Consider the following 16,870-nt stretch of genomic DNA (forward strand, 5'->3'; position numbering starts at 1 on the left):
CGACGATCACTGTGTCCCTGGCCTGCTGCTCATCCCCGCCGACCGTCGGAGTCTCCGCGCGCGGAGTCACCACACAGCCCACCAGATCGAAGGACTCATCGGCGCCCGGCAACGGCTGTCCGCGTGGATCCCGGCCAGGGGAGGCACCGGTACGAAGAACCCGCACCGTCTCCCCATACGGATACGGGGCAGGCACTACGACCACCCCGGCTCATACTCGCCATCCCAAGACAGGTCATCCAGAGGCCACGTCGGCGAAGGATCAGCCGTCGCCGGCGTCGGATCGACAGTGAACGCACCACCCCGGCCGGCAAGGCTCTTCAACGCAGCCTTGTCGGCCTTCGTCAGATACAAACCACCCGACCCGGACGGACGCTGCACCGACATCGGACCGATCGTCTCGTAAGAGACCTGCTGCGGATTCACATAGGCGCGGCCAGCAACAGACAGCACCACGGCAGTCGCCTCATCCGGCAAAGGCTTGACCACCGACTGCGCCAAGGCCACAGCCTGCTGAATCAGCAGATCCGCCCGGTCCCCATCGATCTCATCCATCCCGAGGTACATGCCGAGCTGCTCAGCCGTGGGAGCCACGAACGCCATGACGACCTCCTACCGGGCCAAGCCCTCGATAGCAGTGCACCAGTCGGCCAGCTCAGCAGCAGGGTTCAGCTCGGCAGACCGGGCCTTCGCACGCTTTGACGCCAGCCGATACTCGGGGGCCGTAAGGAGCTTCCGGAGAACTGCCTCGTAGCCGTCCAGGTCTTCGCGGTCCACGAAAATCCCGGCCTCACCAAGAGACTCCGTGAGGCCCGGGGTCGGGTGGGCGACAACGGGAATTCCGCTGGCCAACGCCTCGACGCCGGCCCGCCCCCAAGACTCGTAGGAGCTGGGCATCAGCAGCACCTTCGTGCGGCCGTACACCTGGTCCCGCATATCCTGGCCGTCCACGTGCTCGACGACCTCGAAGTTCGGCAGGTCCGGGAGGATCTGCTCCCCGTAGGCGCCGCGCACCGCAATGAACTGCTGATCCGGCATCCGCTTGGCCAGGGCCTCGAGGACGCGCCCGCCCTTCTCCGGATTGCAGTTGACCAAGGTGATCGCCTTGCCGGGCTTCGTCGCGTACTCGTTGGCGAAGACGGGCGGGCGCACGATCAGCTCACTGGCCGGCCGGACGCTCTTCGGGTACTCGGCGTAGAACAGCTCGGCCTCCCGCTGCATCCACTGACTGTTGTAGACCGCCAGGGCGGTCCCGCCCGCCGCGGCGTCCCGGAAGGTGGGCCGGTGCGTGTTGTGGCAGACCACCACCAACGGCCGGCCGTACCCGCGGGCCAGCGACGCCGTCTGAGGTACGCACTCCAGGTGCGACACCAGAACATGCGCGCGCTTCACCGCGGTCGGGAAGTCCAGACGAGCTTCCAGCGGCACCACCTGGATACCCCGGTACTCGTAGGCCTTGGAGGCCTTTCCGTACCGGGACAGCCAGACCTGCACGTCGTGACCACGCTCCACCAACGGACGAAGCATCGACACGAGCATGTGCTCAGCCCCCGCATTGTGCTCAGGGGGCATCGCATGCACCCGGGCCACAATCCGAAGCGGCTTGGCCGTCCCGCCCGGCGCGGAGACCGGGACGGCCACCATCAGGACCCCGAAGGCGTGCCGGTGTACTTCACGAACGCATCCGCGTCACCCTGTACGTAGCCGTAGTAGGCCTCCGCCAGCAGGAGAACCAGGTTCTCCTGGAACGCCGAGTGAACGCCACCCTCCTCGTCGACGTAGGTCGCCTCCTTGGAGATGCGCACGGTGATGTCCATGCCCACCCCGTAGGCCGCCTGCGACCAGTCGCCGCCGATCGCACGCAGACCCGTGTCCGAGCTCGCCGACTGCCGGCGCTGCTTGCCCGACACGCTCCGCGAGTACGCCAGCGGCTCGCCGATCAGGGTGCCCGCCGACGCCATCTGCGTCCCCGGAACCGTCGTGTCGACCAGGATCGGCCGGCCCGTCGTGTCCGTCGCCAGCAGCAGAGACGGCTTCAGCCGGTGGTCAGCGACCGTCCCGGTGTAGTCCCAGTCCTCGTCGATGACCTCCGCCATCCCGTTGACGAAGTCCGCCCAGATACCGCCCTGCGCCTGTGTGGCCGTACCCAGCGCCACAGCGTTGGACGTCATGGCCAGGTAGTCGGAGAAGGGGCCGGTGGCACCCTTCATGGTCTTGCCGTGGATCGCCGCGTGGTCGAACGCGCGGGCGAACGCGGTCGGGAGATCCGTCTGGAGCTGCGTCCACAGGCCACCCGAGTTGGTCATGACGACCTCTTCGGCGACCGGTATGAGGACCGCGAGCTTCTTCGCGGTCATCTGCTTCACGCCGACCGACGAGGTCGACAGCGGCTTGCGTGCCGCCTGGCCCACCCAGTCTGCGGTCGGCACGTCCATCGGGATCGGAACCGACGTGGTCGCGTCCAGGGCCAGCGGAGCCTGCCGCGCCAGCGCCATCACCGCGGACTGCTCGACGGACTTCTCGAAGATGGGCCCGGCCAGAGTCCTCGGCAGGAGCGCATCGTTGACATCGGTGATCTTCAGGGGGGCGGTGACCGCCATGGTGTCCTACCTTCTCTGCAGCTACTTGAGCTGCGGCTTCAGCCAGCCGGCGAACTCGTCGCCGGGCGCGGGGGGCCTGCTTTTGTTAGCGCCGGACGCCTGAGTGCGATCCGGTGCGGGACGCCGCGGGCCCTCCTGGGGCTGGGCCTTCGCCCAGTGCGGCTTGCGCTCCAACAGCGCCTGGAGGTCGGCCTCGATGGCCGCCTCGTCGATGTCGCCATCGCCGTCGATGTACGAGTCAAGATCCAGAGCGCCGACCGCATCCTCGGGATCCGCGAACGACGCCCCGGCAAGGGCCTGCACCTGGCTCTTCACCAGGCGCTTGCGGGTCTTGTCGATCCGCTCGTTCGCGGCAGCCAGCTGGTCGGCGAGGCGTTCGGTGTCCGACTTCTCGGCATCCTTGATGCGTTGCAGCTCCGCTGCCTTCGGCTCCAGTTCCTTCAGGCGCTTACGGAGGCCCTCGGCCTCCGAGTTCACCTTGCGGATCTTCGCTTCGGCGCGCTTCCGGTCGAACGGCTTCTCCTCCTCGGTCGTCGCCTCCTGGGCGTCGTCCGTGGACTCGGTGCCGTTCTCCTCGGTCGCCGTCTCCTCGACGGCCTCCTCGGTGCCGGTCTCGGCCTGCTGCTCAGTGCTCTCGGTCTCTTCAGTCATGACGAATCGGCCCTCCAGGGGCGGGTGGAAATGAGAAAGGCCGCCACCAGGGCGACCATGTGAATCAGTGAGCGACGGCCTCAGCCGTGCTCGGCGATCGCGCGCCGGAACCGGCGCAGCTGATCACCAGGAAATGGGGCCGCGTACTCGCGATACAGCCGATCCCATTCCTGCGCATGGGCGGACAGCTCAAAGCGCTGACCGCGAAAGACGGGAATGATGCCGCAGTGGCAGTTGTCGTGGAACTTCGCCAACGACGCGTCCCCAGAGAACTTGTCGTTGGCATCCCGGCCGGCGGTCCCAGCCGTCTTGTAGACCATGCCGCGGGACGCCATCAGCTTGCAGAACGAGCAGGCGCCCAGGGCAGCAGCTCTTGCGTAGCCGACTGCCTGCCGATCTACGCGAGCTGCCTGCCGGATTGTCTCCCGGCCCTGGTCGGCGACAAGCTTCTGAGTAACCGCTCCCGTCTGGCGTTCCGCGACGGCAAGGCGTGAAGCCAGCGGCTCGCGCTGCGTCTCAGCATCGGCGTCCTGTGGCCACACATCATGCGTCGCCCAGCGTAAAACCGTCTCCGTCTGGTCGGCAGGCGGAGAGTCCGCCAGCGGAACGGTGAACGCGTCACCGACGTCCGCGTCGGCGCGCTGGGCATCGTAGAACTCGGCAGCCAACGAAGCGGACATGTCGCCATACCGGACGACTACCTCATGGGCAGCCTCCAACCAGTCCGGGAACGATGCTGGTCGGGCCGGGCTGAAGAGCCGCCACAGCCTGCCAACGTCCCGGAGCAGCAGCCGGGACAAGCCCCGCTGCGCCCGCCTGTAGCGGTCCGCAGCACCGTCCCCGTCAGAGACTGTCGACGCCATCAGGCACCCCCGATGGTGCGGCCTCCGCACCATCGTCGAGCTGCGCCAGTCGGTCCATCAGGCCGGCACCAGCCGAAGAACGGCGCCGGTCAGCGCGAACCCGCTGCCGCTGTCCCTCGGTCAGGCCGGCCATCTCCAGCGCCACGTCGGAGTCGGCGGGGATGATGCCCGCCTGGACGAGCTTGACTGTGGCGTCGGTCTGCGCGGCAACCGTCGGGGTTGCCGGGTTCCGGAACACGGTCTCGATACGGCGCGTCTTCTCCGGCGGCTCCCCGTCCCGCACCCACAATGCGAGGCGCATCGCCTGCTGCCACGCGGAGCCGAAGCGTCGGATCCGGCGCTCGGAGCGCTTCACCAGCTTCGCCTCGGTACTGCGGATGGCATCCGCGGACGCCGGGTTGTCTGTGGTGTAGCCGAGCATGTGCGGCGGCAGCCCGAACTGGGCCGACATGATCCGGGCGTACAAGTCGACGATCTTCGTCATACCGGTCGGGTCGTGCGCCGAGAACTGTCCGACCTCCGGGACGTTTCCATCCTCATCCCGCTCCAAGGCGAGCATCCGGCCGATGTATGTCTCCCACGCCGACTTCGCCGTACCGTCAGCGTCCTGGAATGCCGACTCGCTCACGCCCAGCAGATAGCGCTGCGGTGCACCGAAGAACTCGGCCGCCACCTCAATGCCCATCAGCCGGCGGCACGCCGCATCCGTGATCGACATGACCTCCGGCGTGATCTCCGACCGGCCAACCCGGTCCGCCGTCCGCTGCCGGTTCGCCATCCTGATCACAGGAACGACGCCAAGCTGATGCATGTCCCGGTCGATAACCTCCCAGCCGCCAGACGAAGACGGCAGGCAGGTGATGGTCTGATCTGGGGTGTACAGGACCAGCATTCGCTCCTCGGGCCCCGACTCGATATAGCTGTCGGCCGCGCACTCCCTCAGCGCAGCAGTGCCCATCCGCAGGCGGGCATCCCACAGCAGCGTCATGTCCAGCGGCGACTCCACCGTGATCAACGGCGGGCAATCATCACCGCAGTCACCGGAGCCAACAGACAGGTACTCGCGACCGTAGATCAGCGCATCCGTGTGGGCCAGGCTCGACTCCTCGATCAGGTCGTTCGCCTCGACGATCTCGTCCAGCTCCACACTGTCCGACCCGTCCGCCCACCGGACCGCCTCCAGGTCGATCCGCTCCTCCAACGATTCGACCCCGACCCGCGGCCACCCAATGATCGTGTGCAGGCCCTTGAGTTGCGGAGGAATACTGATCCCCAGGTCACGGACCAGCTGCTCGCCATTGAAGTACGCGTCCCTCAACAACAGCGCGTACCGGTCCCGCATCATGTCCGCACGGAGCATCTGGATGAGGGCCAGCTCGTCATCCGACAGATACAGCAACGGCAGGTCAGGGATGGAAACGGTCATCGCAGCACCACCACCCGTCCCTTGCCGCGCGCAGTCTTGCGCTTCTCGTTCTTCGGGCTGTTCAGGATGGTTCGCCGCAACATCCGGGCGCCGATCATGCAGATCGCAAGGTCGATCTTCCGGGCGGACTCGCGGTGCTCCTTACCGATCGTGATCCCCCAAGCATTCGTCCGCCTCCGGGCGTTGATCACATGAGTACGCATCACCTTGTGGCCGTCATGAACCAACTGGCGCTGCAAGATGTCCTCACGGGTTCGCTTCACCGCATCCGTGAACGTCTCCTGGTTCCGACGGTCACGCATGTCCCAGCGGACGGCATGAGCCTTCGACCCAGCGATGACGGCCCGGAGTAGGAGCTTCTTCCCGTAGGCCTGCCCCCAGCGGTCCAGGAACGTGTCCCAGTACATTTCGCCGTCCTCGTCCTGACCGGAGCCCGGGTCGGCGAAGAAGGCCAGCACCTTGAACCGAGTGAACGCGTTCTGCACGACGCCGTCGACGTCCTCGCGCGGCACCTGGTACGGCACATAGCCCGGCGATTCCGGTGCCGGCCAGTTCGGCGGCTTCTGCCACACCCCCAGCGTCGACACCAGACCGTCCGACATGCGGCAAGCAGCCAGACCAGTCGCGTCATCCGATTTCGACCCGTCGAAGAACATGACGATCTCGTCGCCATCCGCCAGCGCCAGATCCTCGCGCTTGCAGGCCTCCCACTCATAGCGGGCCATCCATGCATCCTCAGCAGCGACGATCTGGTTGTACCAAAAGCGCCGAGACCGGCTCGCCGGGTTACGGGTGTCAAGGATCGATGCCTTCAGCCGGTCAATGTCCAGCCACGTCGAGTCCCCTCGAACCGCCCGCAACGTCGGCTCAATCCACGCCTCCGTCAGCTTCGCCTCAGGCGGAGCCTCCAACGAGTCGTAGAACAACCCGACATCCTCAGCCCGGCCGGCCTCGACAGCTTCGTAGGCGTCGCGCGTTTGCTCGGCCACCGAGTCCTCACCGGGCTCGAAGGCGTTGGTGTTGGCGAGCGACCGGGCCTGCCCATCGGCCGACTTGGTGGCGTTGCGCTCAATCACGGCGGCCATCTCATGGCCCCCATTCGAAGCCAGCCAGTGATGCGTTTCCCCCATATTTACGGCCGTCGGCCGCCCCCCTTCGAGGGCGCGAGGCGACGACGTCACCGCTTCGATCCGGGCCCGGCCCTTGTCGGCGTAGATGATCTCCTTGCCGAGGTCGATCCGGTACTCCTCGATCGCCCGCTTCGTAAGAAGCAAAGGGAACAAGGTCATCGTGTTCCGCGTCTGGTCCTGCGACACCGCGGCAATCTGCACCCACGCCGCCGGGTGCTGCATCCCCAGCGGCTGGCCGGCCGGAACGCCCCACTCGTTGCCCGCTTCGGCGACCTGCTCAAATCGGCACGGGCCAACGAACTCGAAGGCCGAATACGTCGCCACCAGCGGGTCCTTGCCGTGGCCCTTCAGTCGCTGAATCACGCCGTCGCGGTACAAGAACCGGTTCGTCACCGGGTCCATGGCGTACCACCAGAGCGTCAGCCGGGCCTGCTCGGGCGTGTACTGCCACGGCCGGCCGACGTAGTGCTGCAGGTACGTCTTCGTCCACGCCAGCGCATGCCAGCCCAGCGTGTACTCGGGGAGGACGAACTTGCCGTCTGGGCCGCGCTTCCATGTGGGGCCGAGCGTGAAGGGTTCGACGACGTCGGGGACCTGCTCGTCAGTCTCCTGAGTCATGACGGGTGACCAGCGGGGAACGCCGCTTCAATTCGTTCCTACGCAGACATGCCTCGATCTCATCCCGGTCCGGCCGGTCGAAGAAGCCCCGCAGCCGGACCACGGCGAAGTCGCGAAGGCCCTCGATCGTCCGCGTCTTGGCGGCGTACAAGCACTGCCGCTGCGGGATGCCATGGAGACGGGCCCAGGCCCGCGCCTCAGCCTGACTGCCCGCACAGATGACGTACATCAACACGTCAGCCCCCTGCAATGTCGCGGTAGGAGTCCAGCGGGCTCACCGATGCCAGCTTCGGCCCGGCCGGCTTCTTTCGCTCCAGCTCCATGCGCGCCCGGCGCCGGTCGCCCTCAGTCGTCAGCAGGGAAGACATCACTGAGTTCAGCGCCGCGACCAGCTGGCCGTTCGGCCCCCGCTCCGACAGCAGCACCTGCGACATCACATGGGCCGCATACCGGGCCATCGCCCAGTCCGACGGCTCATAGAACGCCGACTGCCCCGAGTCGCGGAGCGACAGGTACCAGTCCGAAGCGATCGGATGCCACAGCGCATCCGGCTCCGGCAGGTCAGGCAGATCCTGAGGGCCCCCCGATGGGGCCTGAATCATCTCCGGGCCATCGTCCTTGTTCCGGCGGCGGCGCTCTTCAGAACGCTTCGGGATAGGTCCGTATGCGCCCATGACGACCTCCAGGGTCAGAGCACGCCACCAGGGCGTGCGAAGGGCTGAATCAACGACAACGCCCCCTCAGGGACGCCGCCGGGGCGTCACACGAGCAAGGCAATCACACCGGCCGCATCAGGCAGCTCGGCAAGCTCAAGAGGCGTACCGGGCACCCGGTCGCCGATGATGATGTAGCGGCGGTCGGAGTACACCTCAACCGCCAACTCGCCCTGACGGATCCGCCGACCAGCAGGAACCTCGCCGCGGAACCACAGGTGCAGGCCCGTACCGGACCGGCCGCGCTCCATGTACGTCGCAGGCAGCGCATCCACGATCCGCTGCGCCCACGGCAACAGCTGGCCGGCCTCAACCGCATGGTCCAGGTCGACCACGACGATCCGGTCATGCGCGGTCAGGACGAACCCGACGCCCTCACCCGCTGGCGCAGTGGCAGCAGCATCGAAGTCCGACCAGGACGAGGGGTCATTGACCGCGGCGAACCTGCCGTCCACCCGCAGCGGCACCTTCCGCGAGCTGTAGCGCACCCATCGCGGTCGGGAGGTCAGTTCGACCGGGACCCGGGCCGCCTGCTCCACGGTCACGCGCTCACGCTCAGCCGAAGCCCGCGCCCTATGTGCACGCTTCCGGCAGGTATCGCCGCAGAACCTGGCGTCGGCCCGGGCCATCAGCGGCATCGGGCCGGCACAGGACTCGCAGTGAGTGCGGCGCGCGGTCGTGGTCACGAGACCAGTCTAGCGCATCGATGCCACGGCTACAGCCCTTTGACCTGCATAGATGCCAACGAAGGCATGGCGACCGAGCGGCGACCTAAGCGCTTGGTCACGCGTTCCCGCAGGCCGGGGGCCTTGGGAACCCGTACACAGGGTCAGGTGCTATACGGCCCCGATCTCTAAAAGATCATGATCATGGGTATCCCCCCAGGTGATCATGGCCGGTTTGATCATGGTTTCCGGTGACCCTTTGGATCATTGGGCAAGGTCAAGAGGCTGACCACCCGAACCGTCAAGGTCATCACTCGAATCCGAGTCGCGTTGATCGTTGATGCTCGATCAACGAACCTTGATCACTCATCGAGTGATCACGTCGATGCATGACCATCGCGACCTCACCATGCTCGCCTCGCCCATGACCTGCCTCGCCGGCCCGCGTCCACCCTGCCTGCCAGTGCGTGGCATGCCGGCGGTCAGCCTGCCTCGCTCGTCGACGCTTTCGCTTCGACTCTTTGACCTTTCTCGCCGAAGCGTTCGACTACCTGCGCCGGCCGACGTTGGCCCTACTGCCGCTGTAGACCCCAGTGGTGCGGCGGTGCATCAGGTTGCAGTACCCCTTGGCCCGAGCTCCCATGTACTTGGACAGCTGCCGGTTGCAGCGACCCCAGTCGCCTGGCGTTCCCCATCGGATCTTGGCTGCGCCGGCTCCCGTGCTCCAGTATCTGCGGAGCGTCTCGGCGTTGCCTCGTTGGCTTCGTCCTCGACTGCTTCGTCCCTTGCTTGCCACAGTGCTCACTCCTTCTGTGGCGCGGGCTCGTGGTCCTGGGCTTCGTCTACCCGTTCGATCTGGGCCTCATTGGCGGGGAGCGCGAGGTAGACGCCCTCCTTGTCGCTGAAGACAGCCCAGTTCCCGTGGAAGTCGAGAGCGAGGGCGGGGTCTTCGATGAGGATGTCGTCGCTCTGCTTGCCGGGGTGCCGGATCAGGTAGCGGGCCATGGTCACCGCCTTGGTTCAGAGAAGGCCGGGGTGTTTCTCTCCGGGGACCTGTTGCGCCCGGGCCGCCCTTTGGCCTTGGCGGCGGCTGCCCCTTCGCGTGCGGACTTCTGGTCGTGGCATGGGCCGCAGACGCCTTGGAGTCCGGTGTCGTTGTGGTCGTCGGCCTTGGCGATGATGTGATCGCAGAACGCCGATGGCCTCACGTCGCAGATCTTGCAGATCGGGTCTCGTTCGAGGATGCGGGCCCGGATCTTTGTCCAGCCTGGCGGAAGTCTTTTGCGCCGATCGGATCCTTGCCAGCCTCCGCTCATGCTGGCCTCCTCAGCCGTCGTCGTCGGCGCGTCGGATGTTCCCTTCGCTGATGTCGATGGCGCTGCGGAGGAGTCCGGTTTGGTTGATCCAGTCGCGGGTGTCGGTGGCGCCGATGCTGAGGGCGATGGATCCGTCGGGTTGGAGGACTTTGAGGATGACGAGTGCGTCGGTGACGTAGTCGCCGTCGTCGAGGTCGGCGGTGACGCCGAGGCTGTCGAGGAGTTGCCCGATCTGCTGGTCAGCCATGAGTGGGGTCCGCCTTGTCCCACCATTCGGCGAGGGCTTCGCGGACGTCGTCTTCGCCGTAATCGTTGGAGTCCCACCATTCGATGGCGTGCCAGACGTCGGTGAGCTCCTGGGCCTTTTGTTCGGCGAGGTCGAGGTGGATGAGGACGTACCGGGTGAGCCGGGCTGCTCGCGCGGCGCCTGGGATGCGGTCAGCTTCGAGGCCGGCGAGGCGGTCGCGCATGGCTTCGATGTCGCCGCGTTGGGTTTCGAGGCCGCTGACGTGGCAGTACAGGTAGTTGTAGCTGCCGCCGCTCACAGCCGGGCCTGCCGTACAGCGTCGATCGCTTCGACCTGAGCCTTGGCGACTTCGGCCATGACCTTCTCGGTGAATCCTTCGAGGTCGGGTTCGACGCGGATGCGGACGACGTTGCCGTCGGCGGCATCGCTGAGGGTGATCTCGTTGGCGGGGATGTCGATGGTCTCTTCGAAGGCGAGAATGGCGCGGGCGCCGATCTTCTCGGCGACGTGCTCGAACTGGTCGACGGGCTCCGGCTGGTCGGGCCCGAGGACGTATCGCTGCGCCGTGTACTGGTCGATGACGAGCACGAATGGCGGCCGGTTGTCGTCTACGCCTTCGGGGAGTTCGAGGATCTGCAAGCGGGCCATCAGGCGTCACCTCGGCTCAGGTGTTCGCGGAGGACGTCGCCGATTTCGAGGAGGGCTTGCGCGATGGCGACGGTGGCGATGGCCTGCGCCTGGCTGGCGCGTGCGGTGATCTCGGCGCTGGCTACCTGGCCGGTGGGCATGGCGTTGAGGTGGGTGGCGGCTTCACGGAGGGTGCCGCTGGCGAGTTCGCGTTCGCGGTAGCGGGGTGCGTCGGTCATCAGCCGCTCACCGCCTCGTCCAGTGTGGCCAGCACCTTGCGTGCGAGGTCGGGTACCCATTCCTGATCGTCCGGGTGGTCGTTGAGGGCGATGTCGATGTCGTTGAGGCCGTAGTTGTCGAAGGGGAAGTCCCTGATGACGTCTTCGACTCGCTGCTGGATCGAGGGGTCTTCTTCAGTTCGGGCCATGGCGCGGGCTCCAGGGTGTGGTGGGTTATGGCTTCCAGCGGGGCCCGCGTAGGGATGCGGGCACGTCGCTGGTGGTGATGGGCGGGGTGAGCCAGTGGGCGAGGCGCGGCCCCGTGGACGGGTTCGGCTCGGGTGACTGCGGCCGGTCGAGTCCGGCAAGCGTGGCGGGGGTGATGCCGTGGGCGTGCGCGAGGTCGAGCAGCTCGGGGCAGTCGTTGAGGTTCTCGGTGTTCGGGTCGTCGCAGTAGCCGTAGGTGCCGCAGCCGTGGCAGGCCGTCGCGAACATCTGGCTGTCGCTCGCCTCGGGGTCGACGTTGTGCCGGGCGAGGATGCGGCGGTCCGCTTCGCAGCGGCGGAGCGTAGCGGTCACGGACTCGACTGGTGCAGGGGTGCCGTCTCGTGGTTCAACGCCGCACTGGGAGACGTCGAGCTGGATGCCGTCTGCGCACGGCGTGGTACCGGTGACGACGCCGGTGATGGCGGGTCCTCCGTTGTGCGGTTGGAAGACGACCAGCCGGTGCTCCAGCTCGGCACGGGCGGCCTCTTCGGCGCGGTCGACTTGCTGGGTGATCCAGGTGTGGAGATCCATGGCGCGGGCTCCGGGGGCTTAGGTGATCAGCTGGTCGTCGGCGTCGTAGTACTCGATGTGGTCGAGCTGGACGCATCGCTCGGGCGGCGCGGTCACGCTATAGATGGGCAGCATGGTCACGGCTCCGGAAGGAGCGTCGGGGGCGGTGCGCTCGAAGATGACGTGTCGCTCGCCGCCGTTCAGCTTTCGGCTCACGGTGCGGCCCGGCAGGAGGTGCTCGTGCTTCTTGAACGCCTCTTCCAGTTCGGCAGCGACGACAAGAGCAACGGTGGGGTCAGCCATGGCGTGGGCTCCGATGGTGGTCGGGGTCAGGAGTCGAGCGCCCGCCGGATGCCCTCTTCCAAGGTCACCTCAGGCTGGTAGAAGCTGAGCATCCGGGTCGGGTCGCACACCCGGTGATGCACCCCCTGCGGGGCGGTCGGCAGGTGCTTGATGAGCGGGGCGTATCCGGCGGCTTGGGTGACGTAGCCGGCGAGCTGGTCGAAGCTGGTGGCCCGGCCCCAGCCAAGGTTGATCGGCCCGGTGACGTCCTGGTCGATGGCGGCGAGGGTGGCTCCGACCACGTCGTCTACGTGGATCCAGTCGCGTGTTGAGCTGCCGTCGCCCCAGACTTCGAAGGGGTCTTCGCGCCGCTTGGCCCTGCCGATGAAGGCGGGGAAGGGGTAGCAGTCGTCCTGGTCGGCCCCGTACCCGGACATGGGGCGGAGGACGTGGACGCGGCATCCTTCGGCTTCGGCGTACTGGGCGAGCCGCTCCCCTGTCACCTTGGCGAGCCCGTAGGTGGCGTCGGGGAGGCCGGGGTTGTCGAGGTTGATGTCGTCTTCGGTCAGCCGGTGAATGTCGCCGGGCTGCTGGAGCTCGACGGGGTACGCGGCCGACGAGCTGAAAAACACGGCGCGTGGGGTGCCAGTGCGAACCAGCCACTGGAAGTACCAGCTATCGAGCGCAAGGTTCGTGGCGACGGCGAGCGGGGATCCGTCGATGACCGCCCGGCCGCCGACGTTCGCGGCGCAGTGAATTGCGAGGTCGTATTGGGCGTCGGCGGTCCGGAAGTAGTCAAGGGCGTCGACGCTGCTGCCGTTGTTGAGGTCGATGCCGACGACGTAGTCGCCACGGGCTTCCAGCGCGGCGTGCAGGTGGCGGCCGATGAAGCCCCGGTGGCCGCTCAGGAGGACGCGCATCAGCTGCCTGCCTTCACTGCCCGGTAGACGCCCCATGGGAGGTCGCTGTCGACAGGTTCGAGTCCGATGGCCGCGCACGCCTTGTACTGCTGTTCGCGGGACCAGGTGGTGACGCCGATCCACGAGTCGGCCTCGGCGGGCGTGTCGGAGAGCGGCCAGTCGAGGACGAGGATCCCGCCGAGCTTGGTGGCTGCCCGGAGCTTGCCGATGATGTGCAGGCAGTCCGTGTAGCTGTGGTGGATGAGGACGGCCAGGCAGTACACGGCGTCCATGCGGCGGCGGCCGAGGTGTCCGGCGATGCCGTCAGCGTCGGCTCGCACGGCGTTGATGTCGGGGGCGTGTGCGGTGAGCCTGTCGAGCATGTTCTGGGAGGCGTCGACGGCGGTCACCTCGTAGCCGAGCCCGGCAAGCGGGATGGCGACGCGGCCGTCACCAGCACCGAAGTCCATGACCTTGGCCCCATCGGGGATCATGCTGGCGAGCATGCTGGCCTGCACCTTGCCGGATTCCCAGTAGGTGCCCTCGGAGACCTGCCGGAGCGGGTGGATCGCAGTGGGGTCGGCCTGGTCCCACGCCCGGATGACGTCGTCGACGGTCACGATGCCTCCTCGACGAGCTTTCGGAGCTTCGCCAGGTCGTCGGCGAGCCCACCGTTGTCCCGGTAGTCGTAGTACGCGGTGCTGTCGGCGGAGACCATGGCTTCGGAGTTGACCTCTTCGTACCCAGCGTCCAGTTCGGCCTTGCCGTTGGCGGGATGTAGGTGCTCGATGACCATGTCGTCGAGGTAGGTGATGCGCCCCATGCCCCGGCCCCAGTCAAGCCAGCACAGGTCCAGGCACAGGTGCACCAGGGTGGGCGGGCTGAAGTAGCCGAGGGTCTGCACGATGTCGGCGGTCATGGCGACCGCAGTCGGCATCCGCTCCCCCATCAGCAAGTCGTTGCCGTAAACGACGCCGGGGCCACCGGACAGGCAGACCCGAATCCGCTCGTCCCACCCGGCGGTCCTCGGCCGGTGGTCGTCGCCCATGAACGCCAGGTACCGGTACCTCTTTGCCGCCTTGACCGCCTGCTGGTTCAGGGTGCCGCACAGCCGCATCCGCTTCCCGAATACGAAGCGGACCTGGCCACCCTTCATGAACTTCGCAGCCTCACGCTTGTACGCGTCGAGCTCCGGGTCGTCGTTGTCGACGGCGAACAGCAGGTCCGCAGTCGCCCCCGTCTCATGCCACGCCCTGACGAGCGCCATGACGGCTTGGGGGCGTCCTCGGGTGGGGATGATGACGAGCAGGTCGTCGGCCATGGCGCGGGCCCTTCTACAGCTGGGTGATGACGAGGTTCCGCCAGTAGGGGCGGGTGGTGAGGTCGGTGATGCTGCCGTTCGACAGGCCGAGGTAACCACCGCGGTAGGTCGTGTCGGCGATGGGCCCAGTAGTCCAGCCGGCCCCGTCGGTGCGTTTCAGTTCGACTGTCGTCGGCGTCACGTTGATCTGGAAGCTCATGGCCGTGTCGGCGATCGGGGCCGGCGTCGTGATTGTCGACCCGATCTGGGTTCCCGTCGTCGACCCTGCGGTGTGCCGGTACAGCTGCATGTCGCCAGATGCCCGCATCACCACGTGGTAGCCGCCGCTCGCGTTCGCCGTGCTGAACCGGTAGCCATCGTCGGCGGCCTTCCCGAAGTAGAAGCCGCCGTGGACCGTTGCCGCGGGCAGGGTTTTGTACTTCATGTCGAAGGCGATCCGGTAGCCAGCCGCACTGCCCTGCACCGGCGCATAGGTTCCCAGCCCATAAGACTGATTGGGCAAGGCGTTGATGCTGACCCAGCCGACATCAGGGGCCGGAGCGAACAGCAGCGAATAGGTGGCGTCGTAGTCCAGCCCCGGGGTGCCCCCGGATTCTTTGACCTGGAGGTCCCACCTGGACGCGGTGCGCTGCGGCAGGGCAGTGGATACGTACCGGGGGTCGGACGCCATGATGCCGACGACCCCAAGCCCGGTGAGCCGCGCGACCTGGCTGCGCCGGTAGACGGGCCAGGAGAAGACCGGCTTCCCGCGAGCGACGATCTGGGCGACCCTGGCATCCGCCATGGTCGTGGAGACACCGAGGTAGTCGATGTACTGGTCTTTCGCGGTGATCGCCGCATCCGATGTTCCGTCGTCGAGGTACACCCAGGTCTTGTAGTTCCGTGACGGGTCCTTGGCCCAGGGCAGGCTCGCCGTGCCGATGTGGCACTTCCAGATCACCGAGCGGGGGGCGTGCGGGTAGTACGTGCTCAGCAGGGTCTGGGTGGGGACAACAGCGTCGTTGCCCTTGGCCTCGAGAAAGATCGGGATCTTACCGAGGAACTCATCGAGGACCTGGCGCAACGGCACCATCGGCTGTTCAGTCCAGCCGGGGCCGAGCATGACCCGCCCGTTGGTGAGGACCTGCTGCCCGATCTCTTCGGTGAGGTAGCTATTGACGGCGCCGGTCTTGTACGTGGTGCGGTCCATCGTCGGGTCGTGGATGCACCACAGCTCACCGGAACCGTCGATGTTGGCGGACACCTCGGGCGGAAAGCCCTGGGCTGCGGACGCCCGGTAGCCGGCCATGGTGTGCTCGGGCCGGACCATGCCGCCGCCTCGGTGGGCGAAGAACCGTGGCGAGGCGGGGCTAGCGCCGGCGAGGTACGAGTCGATGGTCTGGATGGCGCTCGGAAGGTACAGGGTTGCGGCAGAAGTGGCGGCGGCGCTTACTGCGGCGGTCTGCGCGTTGCCTGCCTTGGTAGTCGCGTCACCTGCTGCCACTGTGGTCGCGGCGGCCTGGGCGGCGTTCGCCTTCGTGGTGGCGTCCGATGAGGCTGCGGCGACAGCGGCGGACTGTGCGGCATTGGCCTTGGTCGTAGCGTCGGAGGACGCCGTGCTTATGGCTGCAGCCTGAGCCGCGTTGGCTTTGCTGGTGGCGTCAGATGCGGCTGCGGTCGTTGCCGTGCTCTGTGCTGTGCCGGCCTTGGTTGTGGCGTCTGCTGCTGCGGTTGAGATGGCTGCGGCTTGGGCTGCTGCCGCTTTCGTTGTGGCGTCGATGGCGGCTGCGGCTTGCGCGGCGTTGGCTTTGCTGGTGGCGTCTGCGCTGGCCGTACCGGTGGCGGCGGCCTGAGCTGCCGCGGCTTTGGTCGTCGCGTCGTCTGCTGCGGTGCTGATGGCTTGGGTGCGGGCGGTCGCAGCGGCGCCGGTGGGGTCGTAGGCGGCGTCGGAGCGGGTGGCTTCGGCGGCAACAGCGTCGTCGGTGTACTGCTCGGCGTCTGCGTTGGATCCGGGCGGGCCCGGTTGGCCCTGCGGGCCAGGCTCCCCGGCAGTACCGGCGGGACCTTCGGGTCCGGCCGGTCCGGTGACGACGACGTAGTCGCCTTCGGACGGGGAGGCGGGGGTGATCGCGGGGAGCTGCACGGTGGGGGCGCTGGCGGGGAGTGCGATGAAGAAGCTGTCGCCGGTCGCGTCGGGGAACGCGATCGTCACCCGGTAGGTGAAGTTTTCCGGGTTGATCCCGGCGGCGTCGGTGGCGAGGACGGTGAGGCTGACTGCGCCGTTGCCGTCGAACTTTTGCTTGGCCCGGCCTTGGACTGTGAGCCCGCTGTCTGCGGCCACGATCTTGCCTGGGACGGGGGTGATGCTGACGGACCCTTTCATGGGGGATCCGTCGGGGTGGGTGTAGGTGCCGGTGAGGGTGACGGTGGGGAGGTCGTCGGGCAGTGCCATGGCGGTCCTCCTGCCGTGTGGGGTGTGGCCCCGCCGTCGGACGGGGGAGTGTTCGACGGCGGGGTCACGTCGGGACTGGAAGTCCC

At 67.1% G+C, this 16,870-nt stretch carries 21 protein-coding genes; all 21 read right to left on the minus strand.

Features of this window, described 5'->3' with window-relative positions; translation table 11 throughout:
* Positions 1-195 precede the first annotated feature (195 nt).
* Entirely contained in the window at positions 196-603 is a 408-nt protein-coding gene (locus tag QFZ58_RS02235) for a hypothetical protein (protein WP_307123176.1), read from the minus strand.
* Positions 604-612: 9 nt separating this feature from the next.
* A complete protein-coding gene (locus QFZ58_RS02240; protein ID WP_307123177.1) occupies positions 613-1,644 on the minus strand; it encodes a glycosyltransferase family 4 protein in 1,032 nt (343 codons plus the stop codon).
* The gene (locus QFZ58_RS02245; protein WP_307123178.1) at positions 1,644-2,600 is read right to left on the minus strand and encodes a phage major capsid protein; all 957 of its coding nucleotides are present in this window, start codon (positions 2,598-2,600) and stop codon (positions 1,644-1,646) included. Before QFZ58_RS02245 ends, QFZ58_RS02240 begins: the two co-directional genes overlap by 1 nt.
* Positions 2,601-2,621: 21 nt before the next feature.
* Complete coding sequence (locus tag QFZ58_RS02250; protein WP_307123179.1) at positions 2,622-3,251, minus strand: hypothetical protein; 630 nt, start codon at positions 3,249-3,251, stop codon at positions 2,622-2,624.
* A gap of 80 nt (positions 3,252-3,331) precedes the next feature.
* Complete coding sequence (locus QFZ58_RS02255; protein ID WP_307123180.1) at positions 3,332-3,931, minus strand: hypothetical protein; 600 nt, start codon at positions 3,929-3,931, stop codon at positions 3,332-3,334.
* A 163-nt stretch (positions 3,932-4,094) separates the two neighbouring features.
* On the minus strand, positions 4,095-5,540 hold the full coding sequence (locus tag QFZ58_RS02260) for a phage portal protein (RefSeq protein ID WP_307123181.1): 1,446 nt from the start codon (positions 5,538-5,540) through the stop codon (positions 4,095-4,097).
* Positions 5,537-7,288, minus strand: a complete 1,752-nt coding sequence (locus QFZ58_RS02265) for a terminase (protein WP_307123182.1) — start codon at positions 7,286-7,288, stop codon at positions 5,537-5,539. Before QFZ58_RS02265 ends, QFZ58_RS02260 begins: the two co-directional genes overlap by 4 nt.
* 236 nt (positions 7,289-7,524) lie before the next feature.
* Entirely contained in the window at positions 7,525-7,962 is a 438-nt protein-coding gene (locus QFZ58_RS02270) for a hypothetical protein (RefSeq protein WP_307123183.1), read from the minus strand.
* An 86-nt stretch (positions 7,963-8,048) separates the two neighbouring features.
* Positions 8,049-8,687 carry a bifunctional DNA primase/polymerase gene (locus tag QFZ58_RS02275; RefSeq protein ID WP_307123184.1) on the minus strand — a complete coding sequence of 213 codons (639 nt, stop codon included), beginning with the start codon at positions 8,685-8,687 and terminating at the stop codon, positions 8,049-8,051.
* 780 nt (positions 8,688-9,467) lie between these two features.
* Positions 9,468-9,671: a hypothetical protein gene (locus tag QFZ58_RS02280; protein ID WP_307123185.1), complete on the minus strand. Its 204-nt coding sequence runs from the start codon at positions 9,669-9,671 to the stop codon at positions 9,468-9,470.
* A gap of 321 nt (positions 9,672-9,992) precedes the next feature.
* On the minus strand, positions 9,993-10,229 hold the full coding sequence (locus QFZ58_RS02285) for a hypothetical protein (RefSeq protein WP_307123186.1): 237 nt from the start codon (positions 10,227-10,229) through the stop codon (positions 9,993-9,995).
* Entirely contained in the window at positions 10,222-10,527 is a 306-nt protein-coding gene (locus QFZ58_RS02290; RefSeq protein ID WP_307123187.1) for a hypothetical protein, read from the minus strand. The genes QFZ58_RS02285 and QFZ58_RS02290 overlap by 8 nt, the downstream gene beginning before the upstream one ends.
* A complete protein-coding gene (locus QFZ58_RS02295; RefSeq protein WP_307123188.1) occupies positions 10,524-10,877 on the minus strand; it encodes a hypothetical protein in 354 nt (117 codons plus the stop codon). The genes QFZ58_RS02290 and QFZ58_RS02295 overlap by 4 nt, the downstream gene beginning before the upstream one ends.
* Complete coding sequence (locus QFZ58_RS02300; protein ID WP_307123189.1) at positions 10,877-11,095, minus strand: hypothetical protein; 219 nt, start codon at positions 11,093-11,095, stop codon at positions 10,877-10,879. Before QFZ58_RS02300 ends, QFZ58_RS02295 begins: the two co-directional genes overlap by 1 nt.
* Positions 11,095-11,283, minus strand: a complete 189-nt coding sequence (locus tag QFZ58_RS02305; protein ID WP_307123190.1) for a hypothetical protein — start codon at positions 11,281-11,283, stop codon at positions 11,095-11,097. Before QFZ58_RS02305 ends, QFZ58_RS02300 begins: the two co-directional genes overlap by 1 nt.
* 25 nt (positions 11,284-11,308) lie before the next feature.
* The gene (locus tag QFZ58_RS02310; RefSeq protein WP_307123191.1) at positions 11,309-11,872 is read right to left on the minus strand and encodes a hypothetical protein; all 564 of its coding nucleotides are present in this window, start codon (positions 11,870-11,872) and stop codon (positions 11,309-11,311) included.
* An 18-nt stretch (positions 11,873-11,890) separates the two neighbouring features.
* The gene (locus QFZ58_RS02315; RefSeq protein WP_307123192.1) at positions 11,891-12,154 is read right to left on the minus strand and encodes a hypothetical protein; all 264 of its coding nucleotides are present in this window, start codon (positions 12,152-12,154) and stop codon (positions 11,891-11,893) included.
* Positions 12,155-12,180: 26 nt separating this feature from the next.
* Positions 12,181-13,053: an NAD-dependent epimerase/dehydratase family protein gene (locus tag QFZ58_RS02320; RefSeq protein ID WP_307123193.1), complete on the minus strand. Its 873-nt coding sequence runs from the start codon at positions 13,051-13,053 to the stop codon at positions 12,181-12,183.
* Entirely contained in the window at positions 13,053-13,652 is a 600-nt protein-coding gene (locus QFZ58_RS02325) for a bifunctional 2-polyprenyl-6-hydroxyphenol methylase/3-demethylubiquinol 3-O-methyltransferase UbiG (RefSeq protein ID WP_307123194.1), read from the minus strand. The genes QFZ58_RS02320 and QFZ58_RS02325 overlap by 1 nt, the downstream gene beginning before the upstream one ends.
* Positions 13,649-14,353 carry a glycosyltransferase family 2 protein gene (locus QFZ58_RS02330; RefSeq protein WP_307123195.1) on the minus strand — a complete coding sequence of 235 codons (705 nt, stop codon included), beginning with the start codon at positions 14,351-14,353 and terminating at the stop codon, positions 13,649-13,651. Before QFZ58_RS02330 ends, QFZ58_RS02325 begins: the two co-directional genes overlap by 4 nt.
* A 13-nt stretch (positions 14,354-14,366) precedes the next feature.
* The gene (locus QFZ58_RS02335) at positions 14,367-16,784 is read right to left on the minus strand and encodes a glycerophosphodiester phosphodiesterase (RefSeq protein ID WP_307123196.1); all 2,418 of its coding nucleotides are present in this window, start codon (positions 16,782-16,784) and stop codon (positions 14,367-14,369) included.
* Positions 16,785-16,870: the final 86 nt, after the last annotated feature.

The sequence above is a fragment of the Streptomyces sp. B1I3 genome (assembly GCF_030816615.1).
Taxonomy (GTDB): Bacteria; Actinomycetota; Actinomycetes; order Streptomycetales; family Streptomycetaceae; genus Streptomyces.

What these genes read in the sequence shown, in the direction of transcription:
- QFZ58_RS02240 (WP_307123177.1), bottom strand. Translation starts at nt 1,644, where the DNA reads ATGGTGGCCGTCCCGGTCTCCGCGCCGGGCGGGACGGCCAAGCCGCTT.
- QFZ58_RS02320 (WP_307123193.1), bottom strand. Translation starts at nt 13,053, where the DNA reads ATGCGCGTCCTCCTGAGCGGCCACCGGGGCTTCATCGGCCGCCACCTG.
- QFZ58_RS02335 (WP_307123196.1), bottom strand. Translation starts at nt 16,784, where the DNA reads ATGGCACTGCCCGACGACCTCCCCACCGTCACCCTCACCGGCACCTAC.
- QFZ58_RS02260 (WP_307123181.1), bottom strand. Translation starts at nt 5,540, where the DNA reads ATGACCGTTTCCATCCCTGACCTGCCGTTGCTGTATCTGTCGGATGAC.
- QFZ58_RS02235 (WP_307123176.1), bottom strand. Translation starts at nt 603, where the DNA reads ATGGCGTTCGTGGCTCCCACGGCTGAGCAGCTCGGCATGTACCTCGGG.
- QFZ58_RS02255 (WP_307123180.1), bottom strand. Translation starts at nt 3,931, where the DNA reads ATGTCCGCTTCGTTGGCTGCCGAGTTCTACGATGCCCAGCGCGCCGAC.
- QFZ58_RS02245 (WP_307123178.1), bottom strand. Translation starts at nt 2,600, where the DNA reads ATGGCGGTCACCGCCCCCCTGAAGATCACCGATGTCAACGATGCGCTC.
- QFZ58_RS02315 (WP_307123192.1), bottom strand. Translation starts at nt 12,154, where the DNA reads ATGGCTGACCCCACCGTTGCTCTTGTCGTCGCTGCCGAACTGGAAGAG.
- QFZ58_RS02280 (WP_307123185.1), bottom strand. Translation starts at nt 9,671, where the DNA reads ATGGCCCGCTACCTGATCCGGCACCCCGGCAAGCAGAGCGACGACATC.
- QFZ58_RS02265 (WP_307123182.1), bottom strand. Translation starts at nt 7,288, where the DNA reads ATGACTCAGGAGACTGACGAGCAGGTCCCCGACGTCGTCGAACCCTTC.
- QFZ58_RS02330 (WP_307123195.1), bottom strand. Translation starts at nt 14,353, where the DNA reads ATGGCCGACGACCTGCTCGTCATCATCCCCACCCGAGGACGCCCCCAA.
- QFZ58_RS02305 (WP_307123190.1), bottom strand. Translation starts at nt 11,283, where the DNA reads ATGGCCCGAACTGAAGAAGACCCCTCGATCCAGCAGCGAGTCGAAGAC.
- QFZ58_RS02300 (WP_307123189.1), bottom strand. Translation starts at nt 11,095, where the DNA reads ATGACCGACGCACCCCGCTACCGCGAACGCGAACTCGCCAGCGGCACC.
- QFZ58_RS02295 (WP_307123188.1), bottom strand. Translation starts at nt 10,877, where the DNA reads ATGGCCCGCTTGCAGATCCTCGAACTCCCCGAAGGCGTAGACGACAAC.
- QFZ58_RS02270 (WP_307123183.1), bottom strand. Translation starts at nt 7,962, where the DNA reads ATGGGCGCATACGGACCTATCCCGAAGCGTTCTGAAGAGCGCCGCCGC.
- QFZ58_RS02310 (WP_307123191.1), bottom strand. Translation starts at nt 11,872, where the DNA reads ATGGATCTCCACACCTGGATCACCCAGCAAGTCGACCGCGCCGAAGAG.
- QFZ58_RS02250 (WP_307123179.1), bottom strand. Translation starts at nt 3,251, where the DNA reads ATGACTGAAGAGACCGAGAGCACTGAGCAGCAGGCCGAGACCGGCACC.
- QFZ58_RS02285 (WP_307123186.1), bottom strand. Translation starts at nt 10,229, where the DNA reads ATGGCTGACCAGCAGATCGGGCAACTCCTCGACAGCCTCGGCGTCACC.